The 12457-nt window shown below is 63.3% G+C and carries 10 protein-coding genes; 5 read left to right on the plus strand and 5 right to left on the minus strand.

Annotated features, from left to right (window positions below):
* The first annotated feature begins 213 nt into the window (after positions 1–213).
* A complete protein-coding gene (locus QLG02_RS03265) occupies positions 214–777 on the plus strand; it encodes a sugar O-acetyltransferase (protein WP_282464492.1) in 564 nt (187 codons plus the stop codon).
* 477 nt (positions 778–1254) lie between these two features.
* On the opposite strand, the gene QLG02_RS03270 is transcribed toward QLG02_RS03265, so the two are convergent.
* Entirely contained in the window at positions 1255–1803 is a 549-nt protein-coding gene (locus QLG02_RS03270; protein ID WP_011707121.1) for an NAD(P)H nitroreductase, read from the minus strand.
* Positions 1804–1909: 106 nt separating this feature from the next.
* Entirely contained in the window at positions 1910–3925 is a 2016-nt protein-coding gene (locus QLG02_RS03275) for an NADPH-dependent 2,4-dienoyl-CoA reductase (protein ID WP_252411271.1), read from the minus strand.
* A 310-nt stretch (positions 3926–4235) separates the two neighbouring features.
* Between QLG02_RS03275 and sppA the strand changes: the two genes are divergently transcribed.
* Positions 4236–6080 (plus strand): signal peptide peptidase SppA, encoded by a 1845-nt coding sequence (gene sppA, locus QLG02_RS03280; RefSeq protein WP_282464493.1) that lies wholly within the window; start codon positions 4236–4238, stop codon positions 6078–6080.
* Positions 6081–6140: 60 nt separating this feature from the next.
* Here the strand turns inward: sppA and QLG02_RS03285 are convergent, their stop codons facing one another.
* The gene (locus tag QLG02_RS03285; RefSeq protein WP_282464494.1) at positions 6141–6698 is read right to left on the minus strand and encodes an NUDIX domain-containing protein; all 558 of its coding nucleotides are present in this window, start codon (positions 6696–6698) and stop codon (positions 6141–6143) included.
* A gap of 6 nt (positions 6699–6704) precedes the next feature.
* Positions 6705–7457 (minus strand): DUF2989 domain-containing protein, encoded by a 753-nt coding sequence (locus tag QLG02_RS03290; protein WP_282464536.1) that lies wholly within the window; start codon positions 7455–7457, stop codon positions 6705–6707.
* Positions 7458–7688: 231 nt separating this feature from the next.
* Here QLG02_RS03290 and QLG02_RS03295 point away from each other — a divergent pair, with 231 nt between their 5' ends.
* Both QLG02_RS03295 and QLG02_RS03300 read left to right on the plus strand, forming a co-directional pair.
* A complete protein-coding gene (locus QLG02_RS03295) occupies positions 7689–9119 on the plus strand; it encodes a glyceraldehyde-3-phosphate dehydrogenase (RefSeq protein WP_045528354.1) in 1431 nt (476 codons plus the stop codon).
* Positions 9120–9159: 40 nt separating this feature from the next.
* Positions 9160–9453, plus strand: coding sequence for a DUF1315 family protein (locus QLG02_RS03300; protein WP_011707127.1), 294 nt, complete (start codon positions 9160–9162; stop codon positions 9451–9453).
* A gap of 270 nt (positions 9454–9723) precedes the next feature.
* Here QLG02_RS03300 and ansA read toward each other — a convergent pair whose 3' ends face one another.
* On the minus strand, positions 9724–10731 hold the full coding sequence (gene ansA, locus QLG02_RS03305; protein WP_024944297.1) for an asparaginase: 1008 nt from the start codon (positions 10729–10731) through the stop codon (positions 9724–9726).
* Between the two features lie 514 nt (positions 10732–11245).
* Here ansA and gltS point away from each other — a divergent pair.
* Positions 11246–12445, plus strand: coding sequence for a sodium/glutamate symporter (gltS, locus tag QLG02_RS03310; RefSeq protein ID WP_282464495.1), 1200 nt, complete (start codon positions 11246–11248; stop codon positions 12443–12445).
* Positions 12446–12457: the final 12 nt, after the last annotated feature.

The following is a 12457-nucleotide window of genomic DNA, read 5'->3' on the forward strand; positions in this document are numbered from 1 at the left end:
CGGCTGCCAACCCATCGGCCGCAAACTCGGCTAAGTCATCGACACAAAGCTGCCAACGGGGCTCCCACATGGGAGCCCCGTCTGTTTTCAACTCGCCGGCAGCAGCCACCTCTCTGATGCTGCCCGTAGCGGGCCGCTGATCACGGTTATCCGGCGGCCGGGCTGCTAACATGTGAACCCCACGCGCCACCAAGGCAAGCCACAGGAGCCGCCATGACCGAGTACGACAAGATGATCGCCAGCCAGCCTTACAACTGCATGGCGCCGGAACTGGATCTGTTGCGCCGGGAGACGGCCCGCCTGTACCGCCGCTTCAATCGCAGCGACGAGGAGAATGAACAGCTGGCGCTGCTGCAGCAGATCGTCGGCGAGCTGGCCCAGGGGGCCTTCATCTGCCCGCCCCTCTACTGCACCTATGGCCGCCACATCCACCTTGGCGAGCGCAGCTACATCAACATGGGGGCCACCCTGCTGGACAATGCCCCCATTCGCATCGGCGCCGAGGTGATGATTGGGCCGAACGTGCAGATCTACACCGCCGCCCACGCGCTGGATGCCGATGAACGGATCCTGGGGGTCGAGACGGCGCTGCCGGTCACCATCGAGGACAGGGTCTGGATTGGCGGCGGCGCCATCCTGCTGCCCGGCGTCACCATAGGGCGGGAGGCCATCGTGGGCGCCGGAGCCGTGGTCACCAAAGATGTGCCGGCCGGCGGCCGGGTGGTGGGCAACCCGGCCCGCGTGCTGCCCGCCAAAGGCAAGACGCCGGTGAGCTAGCAACACGTACCGAGAACCCCCCGTAAAAGGTGGGTTTGCCGATCCTAAAGAGTTGAGGGTACCAGCGCCTGCAAAGTGCCCATAAAAATGAAATCCAATGCCATCAAGACCATGATGGCCTGTAAAAAGGCGGGTTTGCCGGTATCAGGGAGTTAAGGGTACCGGCGCCTGAACAGTGCCCATAAAAATGAAGCCCAATGTCATCAAGACGTTGGGCTGTAAAAAGGTGCTACGGAATTGCGACTCTCATCGCAGAAAATTAGAAGGGGTCACCTTCTAAACTGGCACAGGGATATTAACGAGGCGCAAACGTTTTACATAGCGTAATAAACCAGGATTGAGAACGGCATCTCACTATTTAAAAAATTCCCTGCCAGCCACGGCCTCCCTCTTGGCAATCTTCCAAATATCAGTACAGCCCGCCACCATAAACAAAAAAGCCCTGACGAGTCAGGGCCTTGCCGATAATGAAGCAGACTAGAAGCGGCGCACGAACTCGCTCACCGGCAGCTCGCGCAGCTTGCGAGCCTCCAGCATGGGGGTACCGAGGTAGAGGAAGCCCACCAGCTGATCCTCCGGTGTCAGTCCCAACCCTTCATTGATCTGCTCGTCGAAAATGAACCAGCCGGAGCGCCAGATGCCGTTGAAGCCCTGGGCCTGGGCCGCCATCTGCATCGCCATCAGGGCGCAGCCGGCGGAGAGTTCCTGCTCCAGCCGCGGCACCTTGGGATGCTCCTGATAGCGAGTTGCCACCGCGATCAGCAGCGGTGCGCGCAGCGGGGCTTCCTGACACTTCTTGATGCTCTCCTCATCCTCACCGCGGCTGCGAGCAGCCTGTGCCAGCAAGGTGCCGAGCCGTTCGCGACCCTCCCCTTCGAACAGGATGAACTGCCAGGGGGTCAGGGTGCCGTGATCCGGCGCCCGCAACCCGGCCTTGAGGATATTGTCGAGTACCTCGCCGCTCGGGGCGGGCTCGGCCAGACGACCACAGGAGTGACGATTCAGTAACAGGTGGAGGGCATCCATGGGCAGTTCCTTGTCAGGGGCTATGATGGCGCTACCTTAGCACAGCACCAGATGAAGAAAACCCCTGAGCATCAGGGGTTTGTCGCAATACGTGGCGGCCCGTCGACTAGATGACCGCAGCCAGTTCGGCCCCCTGGCGGATGGCGCGCTTGGCGTCCAGCTCGGCGGCCACGTCGGCGCCGCCAATGATGTGGACCGGCTTGCCCGCCGCCTGCAGACCGGCCTGCAGCTCCTTGAGCGGCTCCTGACCGGCGCAGATGATCACCTGATCCACCGGCAGACACTGCTGCTGTTCGCCCACCTGAATGTGAAGCCCCTCGTCGTCGATGCGCAGGTACTGCACGCCGGAGAGCATCTCCACCTTGCGGTTCTTGAGCACGGTGCGGTGGATCCAGCCGGTGGTCTTGCCAAGGCCGTCACCCACCTTGCTCTCCTTGCGCTGCAGCAGCCAGACCTGGCGCTCGGGAGCGTCGATCACCGGGGCCATCAGGCCGCCGCGCTCGCCGAGCTGCTTGTCGATACCCCACTCCTTGAGCCAGTGATCGCGACTGCGATCCCCCTTGCCCTCTACCAGGTATTCGGCCACGTCAAAGCCGATGCCGCCGGCGCCGATCACCGCCACCTTCTCGCCCACCGGCTTGTGATCCCGCAAGACATCGAGGTAGCTCATCACCTTGGCATGCTCGATGCCCGGAATGTTGGGAGTGCGCGGGCGGATGCCGGTGGCGAGGATCACCTCGTCAAAACCGCCGCCCAAGAGGCTCTCGGCACTCTGGCGCTGGCCCAGATAGAGCTCGACGCCGCACTTCTCCAGCCGCTTGGCAAAGTAGCGCAAGGTTTCGTGAAACTCCTCCTTGCCTGGGATCTGCTTGGCGAAGTTGAACTGGCCGCCAATCTCGCTGGCCTGATCGAACAGGCTCACCTGATGGCCGCGCTCGGCGGCGTAGCAGGCAAACGCCAGCCCGGCGGGACCTGCGCCCACCACCGCCAGCTTCTTGGGCTGGGGCACCCGGCCAAAGGTGAGTTCGGTCTCGAAGCAGGCGCGCGGGTTGACCAGGCAGGAGGCACGCTTCTGTTTGAAGACATGGTCAAGACAGGCCTGGTTGCAGGCGATGCAGGTGTTGATCTCGTCCGCTCTGTCTTCAGCAGCCTTGATGACAAATTCCGGATCCGCCAGGAAGGGGCGCGCCATGGAGACCATGTCCGCCTCACCGCCCGCCAGAATGCGCTCGGCCACCTCGGGGGTGTTGATGCGGTTGGTGGTGATAAGCGGCACCTTGAGGTGTTTTTTCAGCTCAGCGGTCACCCAGCTGAAGGCACCGCGCGGCACGCTGGTGGCGATGGTGGGAATGCGCGCCTCATGCCAGCCGATGCCGGTATTGATGAGGGTGACCCCTACCTGCTCCAGCGCCTTGCCAAGGGCGATCACTTCCTCAAGGGAGGAGCCCTGCTCCACCAGATCCAGCATGGAGAGGCGGAAGATGATGATGAAATCCGGCCCGACCCGCTCGCGGATAGCACGGACAATCTCCACCGGGAAGCGCATGCGGTTTTCGCTGCTGCCACCCCAGCCATCGGTGCGCTTGTTGGTGCGCTCGCAGATGAACTGGTTGATGAGATAACCTTCCGAGCCCATCACCTCGACCCCGTCGTAGCCCGCACTCCTGGCCAGTTGTGCGGTGGCGGCGAAGTCGCGGATGGTGCCGCGGATCTGCCGCTCGCTCATGGCGCGCGGCTTGAACGGAGAGATGGGGGCCTTGAGGGCACTCGGCGCCAGGCTGAACGGATGATAGGCGTAGCGGCCGGCATGGAGGATCTGCAGCGCTATCTTGCCCCCCTCCTGATGCACCGCACTGGTCACCTTCTTGTGCTTGGCCACCTGCCAGGGAAAGCTCAGCTGGGAGCCGTGGGGCACCAGCCGGCCACGCAGGTTGGGGGCGATGCCGCCGGTCACGATGAGGCCGACCCCGCCCCGGGCCCGCTCGCCATAGAAGGCGGCCAGCTTGTCAAAGCCCCCCTTCTCCTCTTCGAGGCCGGTGTGCATGGATCCCATCAACACGCGGTTGCGCAGCTGGGTAAAGCCGAGATCGAGGGGGGTCAGCAGGGTCGGGTAACGGCTCATCATGAACTCCTTGTCGGGGCCGGGCTGGATGGCACCACGCCCATTCTCCGCCGTCCGGACTCAAGCCCAAGACACGACGGCAGGATGGGTGGGCGGCTCACAGGGCCTCCAGTTAATTTTTTGTTATCAAACCGAGGCTAGAGTAAAGAATCGAAAATGCTTTTTCAAACAAATGTTTGGACAATTTTTCGGCGAACAGACGTGTTCCGAACAACCGGGCTCCGATCCTGTCCAAGCGGAAATGGCATTTCACCGGCCAACTGGTTAATAATGGCGCTTCCCTCCCCATTAACAGGGCGATAACGCGACTATGTCTATTTTCAAAGGTCTGGGTTGGCTGTTTCGCAGCCTGTGGCGCCTGCTCAATTTCACCCGGCTGATGCTGGTCAATCTGCTGTTTCTCGTCGTGGTCTTGATCATCGTCTTCAGCGTCAGCCAGAAAGAGGCGCCCAGCACCCCCATCGAAGGGGCCCTCACCCTCAATCTCTCCGGCGTGCTGGTGGAGCAGCGCTCGCAGACCGATCCCACGGTGCAGCTGCTGCGCCAGGTGGACAACAGCGACGAGCTGCCCAGCGAGATCGTCCTCTCCGATCTGCTGTGGGCCATCAAAAGCGCCAAGGATGACGATCGCATCAAGGCGCTGGTGATCAAGCCCCAGGGGCTGCAGGGCACCAGCTTCTCCAAACTGCAGGAGGTGGCGAGCGCCATCGATGCATTCAAGGAGAGCGGCAAGCCGGTCATCGCCATGGCCGACTTCTACACCCAGGGCCAATATCTGCTGGCCGCCCACGCCGATCACGTGCTGCTCAACCAGAGCGGCGCCGTGGTGATCGAGGGGCTCGGCGTCTACCAGACCTACTACAAGTCGGCGCTGGAGAAACTCAACATCACCCCCCACGTGTTCAAGGTCGGCACCTACAAGTCTTTCGTCGAGCCCTATACCCGTGACGAGATGTCCCCCGAGAGCAAGGAGGCGAACCAGCGCTGGCTGGATCAGCTGTGGCAATCCTATGTGGCCGACGTGGCCGAGCAGCGGGAGATCGAACCGGACGCCGTGGCACCGGGCAAGGATCGCTTCCTTGAGCTGCTGCGCAAGGCCGGCGGCAATGCCGCCAACTACGCCCTCGACAACGGTCTGGTGGACCAGCTGGCGACCCGCGACGAGATGACCCAGGCGGTGATCAAGGAAGTGGGCGAGAGCGATGACCACGGCTGGAAGGGGGTGGGCCTCAAGGAGTACCTGGCCGCCATTCCAAGCCAGTATCCCCAGAGCGGCAAGGATGAGGTGGGTCTCATCGTCGCCAGCGGCGCCATCATGGATGGCGTTCAGCCTGCCGGCACCATCGGCGGCGACAGCCTCGCCGACCTGCTGGCCGATGCCCGCCGCGACGACAAGGTGAAAGCCCTGGTGCTGCGGGTCGACAGCCCGGGCGGCAGCGCCTTCGCCGCCGAGCAGATCCGCGCCGAGCTGCTGGCCCTCAAGCAGGCCGGCAAGCCGGTGGTGATCTCCATGGGCAGCTACGCCGCCTCAGGTGGCTACTGGATCTCCGCCGATGCGGACAAGATCTTCGCCTCCCCCACCACCCTCACCGGCTCCATCGGGGTGTTCGGCATGTTCGCCACCATCGACAAGGCGCTCTCCCAGTACGGGGTGCACACCGACGGCGTTGGCACCACCGACTATGTCGGTGTCGGCCTGACCCGAGCCCTGCCGGAACACGTCGGCCAGGCGATCCAGCTGAGCGTGGAAGATACCTATCAGCGTTTCGTCGGCCTGGTGAGCAAGGGCCGTGGCCTGAGCCCGGAAGAGACCGAGAAAGCGGCCGAGGGCCGGGTCTGGACCGGTCAGGATGCCAAGGCGCTGGGACTGGTGGACGAGTTTGGCGATCAGGAGGCGGCCATCAAGGCGGCGGCCGAGCTGGCCAACCTCAAGGAGTGGCAGGTCACCCCCATCGAGCAGGAGGAGTCGGCCAAAGACAAGTTCCTGCGCCAGCTGTTCGACAGCAGCGCCCAAGTGCTGGCTTCCCACCTGCAGAGCTGGTTGCCGGCCGGGCTTGGCAAGGCGCTGGTGGAGGTAAACCGCAGCCTGGACCCGCTGACCCGCTTCAACGATCCGCAGGGCACCTACGCCCTCTGCCCGGTCTGTACGCCCTGATCGGCAGCAAACGCAAAAAAACCGCCTTGGGGCGGTTTTTTTATGGCGTGCGGGCGGCGTTCAGCCCAGCAGGCCGGCGCCGTACCAGTGGTGCAGTTCAGCCAGCACCCGGGTCTCCCGCACCGTCCACTGGGGGCAGGGGCCCGCCAGCTGGGTCTTGTTGGTCTGCAGCGCCTCGGCCAGTTCGAACCAGCCGGGGGTGAAACCGAGCCTTATCTCGTAGGGCTGGGGTTGCGGGTCGCACCACGCCTCCCCCACCTGACAGAGGTAGTAGAAGGAGCGGATGCAGTAGGCGTCGTAGTCGGCCTCGCGGGCCGGCCGATACTCCCGCGTCTCGCCGAGCAGGGCACCGACGGCCACCAGCTCGGCGCCGCACTCTTCGCGCAGCTCGCGCGCGAGGGCCGTGCGGTGGCACTCCCCGTGCTCGATGCCGCCACCGGGAAACATCAGATCGCCGTTGACCCGGGAGTGCACCAGCAGCAGCTGGTCGCCGCGCAGCACGACGGCCCTGACGGTGACCCGCTCCAGCTGGCGGCCATCGGTGTTGACCCGGCCGTGGGTGAGCCGGATGTCGAAGGGGTGTGGCCAGTCGCTGGCCAGAGATTCAATGTGGTTCATCAGGGTTCAGGGACGATAGGTCCCGCTTTTCAGTTGTTCGACCAGGGTGGCAGCCTGGCTGTCCAGGCTCTCCTGCTCTTGCTTGCTCAGGGAGTGATAGAGGCTGAAACGGGTGGCCGACACCTCGGCGGCATTCTGGAACGACTCGCTCACCTTGCCCCACAGATAGGCCTGCCCGTACTGCTTCTGGCCCATGTAGAGGGTGCTGAGGGAGGTGAGGATCCGGCCGTTGACCGGCTCCCCTTCCCGGTAGAGGGAGAGGGCGTGCTGCATCAGCGCGATGGCCTTTTGTGGCTCGCTCTTGGCATAGATGCCGCCGAGCGCCAGTTGCAGCTCGGGCTCCTCCAGCACGGGTTGCCCCTCCAGCGCCAGAAACTGCTGGCGAGCCAGCTCGTTGGTGTTGTTGGTCCAGTGCCAGAGCAGCAGGTAGGGATCGTTGGCGTTGCGGGTGGCGGCATCGAGCTGGGCCAGCTGTTCACCGGCCGCCAGCATCCCCTCCACCCGCGGGCTCTTCTGCTCGCGGGCCCGCTTGTACTCTATGTTGGTGGAACGTTCGGCGCATTTGAGGTAACGCTCCAGGCTGCGCATCAACTCGTACTGGCGCCGCTGTGTCCCCTCCGCCTGCAGGTAGTAGCGGGCCCGGATGATGTCGCTGCGTTCGTAACGACACCAGCCATCGTCCACCAGATCCTGACAGAGGGCCGGGTAATTGGCACAGATGCTGTGGATCCTGTCATCGTCACAGGCGGTGAGCAGCAGGCCGCAACAGGGAACGAGCTGGAAAAGGGGTCATGGTTCATATCTTGTTGGTAACAATTGCAGCCTGCCATGGCCACCCTTGGCTAGCAAACAGATTACATATCCATTACAATGCGCGCGCCGTATAAGGCCGCGACTGCAGAATAATATAACGAAATATACACCCCTACACTGATCTGCATTCGACGAATTTCTATTTGCCCCAACAACGTGAAATAAAGGATCTGGTTAATGACCCACGAGCACTATCTGCAGGCGTGGCAGGAGAGCCAGGAGCTCGCCGAAGCCATGCAACCCTTGATCGGTCGCCTCTACCGCCAGCAGGGGATCGAGATCACCCTCTACGGCCGCCCGCTGCAAAACGCCTCCACCATCGATATCCTCAAGGCCCACCGGGTCGTTCGCCGCCACCAGGGAGCCCCCCTCCCGATCCAACAGAGCTTTCCCCTGCTGCAAGCCATCCTGGCCCTGAACCCGACCGCCGCCGAGATCGATCTGGGCAAGCTGGCCGTGGGTTACTGGCAGGATCACCAGGATGAAGCCGGCATCGACGACTACCTGCGTGCCAAGCTGGCACCGGCCCTGGGCCGCGGTGTGCCGGCCCCCACCGACGTGGTGCTGTACGGCTTTGGCCGCATCGGCCGCCTGCTGGCCCGGCTGCTGATCGAGCGCACCGGCGCCGCCAACTCCCTGCGGCTGCGCGCCATCGTGGTGCGCGGTGGTCGTGACGGGGATCTGGAGAAGCGTGCCAGCCTGCTGCGCCGCGACTCGGTGCACGGCCCCTTCAACGGCTCCATCGAAGTGGATGTGGAGCGCAGCGCCATCATCGCCAATGGCACCTTCATCCAGGTGATCTACGCAAACAGCCCGGCCGACATCGACTACACCGCCTACGGTATTCACGATGCGCTGATCGTCGACAACACCGGGGTCTGGCGCGACGAGGCGGGGCTGTCTGAACACCTCAAGGCGCGCGGCGCCGCCCGGGTGCTGCTGACCGCTCCCGGCAAGGGGGAGATGAAGAACGTGGTGTTCGGGGTCAACCACGAGGTGATAGGGCCCGATGACAAGATCATCTCTGCCGCCTCCTGCACCACCAACGCCATCACCCCGGTGCTCAAGGTGATGCAGGACAAGTACGGCATCCGCCACGGTCACGTGGAGACGGTCCACTCCTACACCAACGACCAGAACCTCATCGACAACTATCACAAGGGCGAGCGCCGCGGTCGCAGCGCGGCCCTCAACATGGTGATGACCAGCACCGGCGCCGCCAAGGCGGTGGCCAAGGCGCTGCCCGAGCTCAAGGGCAAGCTGACCGGCAACGCCATCCGGGTGCCCACCCCCAACGTATCGCTGGCCATCATCAACCTGTCGCTGGAACAGACCACCGATCGGGAGAGCCTCAACGCCTATCTGCAGCAGATGGCGCTGAGCTCGGCCCTGCATCGCCAGATCGACTTCAGCGCCAGCACCGAGCTGGTCTCCTCCGACATGGTAGGCTCCCGTTTTGCGGGCATCGTCGACTCCCAGGCCACCATCGCCGAGGGGGATCACTGCGTGCTCTACGTATGGTATGACAACGAGTTCGGGTACAGTTGTCAGGTAGTGCGGGTGATGGAGCAGATGGCTGGCGCAGTCCGCCAGGATCTGCCGGTCTGATCCCGATTCGTCATGGCTCAATGTGCAAGGAGAAGGCCGGATGTCATTTCAACAAGGTGAGTTTTTGCAAGCAATCAGGCAGATGCCCGCAGAGGTGTACGAACGCCTCAAGACGGCGGTCGAGCTCGGCAAGTGGCCGGACGGCAAGCCGCTCACCGACGAGCAGAAGGCCACCTCCCTGCAGGCGGTGATGGCCTGGCAGGCGATGCACCTCGACAACCCCGAGCACATGAACATCGGTCGTGACGGCGAGATCGTGATGAAGAGCAAGAGCGAGCTCAAGCGTCAGTATCGCGACGAGGAAGAGATAGTCCGGGTCGACCTCAACCACTGAGTCTGACCCACCAGGCCGCCCACCGCGGCCACAGCAGAGAGGGGAGCCATGATGGCTCCCTTCTTTTTTCCTATCTATGCAGGATGACTCATCCCCCTCATCCCCCTCATCCCCCTCATCCCCGGCCCTTCTCCCGCCAGGGGAGAAGGGAGCAGGCTCGCACCTGTGAACAGTAAGCGGGCCACCTGCCGGCGATCTTCATGGCAAACCTCGCCACCTCGATCTATCCCCTCTCCCGCTGGGAGAGGGTTAGGGTGAGGGGGAAACCAGTCAGGGGGTCAGCTCACCGCGCAGGGACTGCTGCATCAGCTCGCGGATGCGCGGCGCCGGCAGATCCTGGCTCAGCAGGAAATGCAGCTTGGTCAGCGCCGCCTCGGCAGTCATGTCGAAGCCCGAGATGACTCCGGCCCGCGACAGCGCATTGCCGGTGGCATAGCCGCCCATGTTGACCTTGCCGTGCAGGCACTGGCTCAGGTTGACGATGATGACGCCGCGGGCCGACGCCTCGGAGAGCAGCGCCAGCATGGCCGGATTCTGCGGCGCATTGCCCACCCCGAACGAGAGCAGGATCAGCGCCCGCACCGGCTGCTGCAGGATGTTGGCGATCACCTCGGCCGAGATGCCGGGGTAGAGGGTCACCACACCGATGGGCTGGGGGGTGATGTCGTGCAGTACCAGCGGCCGCTCGGACGGCACGCCCAACTCGCCCGCTTCCAGCGAGATGGCGATGCCGGCATTGAGCAGCGGCGGGTAGTTGGGCGAATCGAAGGCGTGGAAGCCGTCAGCGTGCACCTTCTTGCTGCGGTTGCCACGATAGAGCTGGTTGTTGAAGAACAGCGTCACCTCGTGGATCGGGTAGTTGGCCGCGATGTAGAGGGCGTTGAGCAGGTTCTGCTGACCGTCGGAGCGCAGCTCGGCGAGCGGGATCTGTGAGCCGGTGATGATCACCGGCTTGTGCAGATCTTCGAGCATGAAGGAGAGCGCCGAGGCGGTAAACGACATGGTGTCGGTGCCGTGCAGAATGACGAAACCGTCGTACTTGTCGTAGTTGTCACGAATATCCTCGGCGATGCGCTGCCAGTCCGCCGGCGTCATGTCGGAAGAGTCGATGAGGGGCGCATATTCGTGAATATGGTAATCCGGCATCTCGGGGCGATGGAACTCGGGCATCCGCGCCAGACAGTCTTCCATGAAGCCCGCCATCGGCACATAACCGTGGTCGGAACGCTGCATCCCTATGGTGCCGCCTGTGTAGGCGATGTAGATGGACTTCTTCACACCCTCTCCTCTTTGATGGGCACAACACCCGCGAATCGTGGCTCACCCGGGGCGAAACGGCGGCATCGACAGCCTGCCGCGTTCGCCATGGGCCGAAAGCCCGCCCATGATAGCGCGCCGGGCCGCCGGCTCACATCCCACCAGTGCCGTCCGGCGGGCCTAAAACCGCCGGATTATAGGGACTGGCGCCCCAAATGACAGCCGGGAAATGGCCTGCGGCCGGTATTAAACGGCGACTAACCCAATAGTGTTAAATGTCACAAGATACACCAAGAGCGACCATTTATCTGACAAATGTGGATATAAGTGGTGCTTTTTGCTACTATCCGCTCGATTTTTCATAAATCTCATCTGGAAGCCTGATCCGTTCAGGCCCGCACTGGTCCCATTTTTACGTGGGGCGGGGGCATGTCGCCCCTTCTTTGTTGGCACCTGAGCCACACTGTTTTTATCCCGGCTGAATCTGTGAGTCTGCATCAACGAAAGACACAGCCAATCAACATGGGAGTACTGAATGCTACAACTTGATTCCTACGCCACCCTGGTCGCAGCCACCCTGGTGTTGCTGCTCGGTCGTTTGCTGGTGACCCGAGTCGGGCTGCTGCGAACCTTCAACATCCCCAAGCCGGTTGCCGGCGGCCTGGTGGTCGCCCTGGTGCTGCTGCTGCTGCGCTCCACCCTGCAGATGGAGCTGCAGTTCGATACCAGCCTGCAAACCCCGCTGATGCTGGCGTTCTTCGCCTCCATCGGTCTCTCCGCCGATCTCGCCAGCCTCAAGCGCGGCGGCAAGGCGGTGCTCACCTTCCTGCTGGTGGTCACCGGTCTGCTGCTGGTGCAAAACAGCCTGGGCGTGGGTCTGGCAACCCTGCTCGGTCTGGATCCCCACATGGGGCTGCTGGCCGGCTCCATCACCCTCTCCGGCGGCCACGGCACCGGGGCGGCCTGGGGAGCCACCTTCACCGAGAAGTACGGGGTGCAATCCGCCGCCGAACTGGCCATCGCCTGTGCCACCTTCGGCCTGGTGCTGGGTGGCCTCATCGGCGGCCCGGTCGCCCGCTATCTGGTGAAAAAGGTGAAGGTACCCGGCGAGGAGCACAACCGGGATAACGCACCGCAAGGCTTCGAGATGCCGGACATGGAGCGCCCGCTCACCACCTTCAGCCTGATCGAGACCCTGGCGCTGATCGCCATCAGCCTGAAAGGGGGCGAGATGCTCTCTGCCTACCTCAAGGGTGGCGCCTTCGAGCTGCCGGTGTTCGTCTGCGTGCTGTTCGTCGGCGTGCTGCTGCGCAACGTGCTGACCCTGCTGAACTGGCACGAGGTGAGCGACCGCGAAGTCTCCCTGCTCGGCAACGTCAGCCTGTCGCTGTTCCTGGCGATGGCGCTGATGAGCCTGCGACTGTGGGATCTGGCCAACCTGGCGCTGCCCATCTTCGTGCTGCTGGCGGCCCAGACCGTGGCCATGGCGCTCTACGCCATCTTCGTCACCTTCCGGGTGATGGGCAGCAACTACGATGCGGCCGTGCTGGCGGCGGGCCACTGCGGTTTTGGTCTGGGGGCCACCCCCACCGCCATTGCCAACATGCAGGCCATCACCCAGCGCTTCGGCCCCTCCCACCTGGCGTTTCTGGTGGTGCCCATGGTGGGCGCCTTCTTCATCGACATCATCAACGCCATGGTGATCAAGCTGTTCCTGGCACTGCCCTTCCTGTAATTCCTTTCCCGT

The sequence above is a fragment of the Aeromonas sp. V90_14 genome (assembly GCF_029967615.1).
Classification (GTDB): domain Bacteria; phylum Pseudomonadota; class Gammaproteobacteria; order Enterobacterales; family Aeromonadaceae; genus Aeromonas; species Aeromonas hydrophila.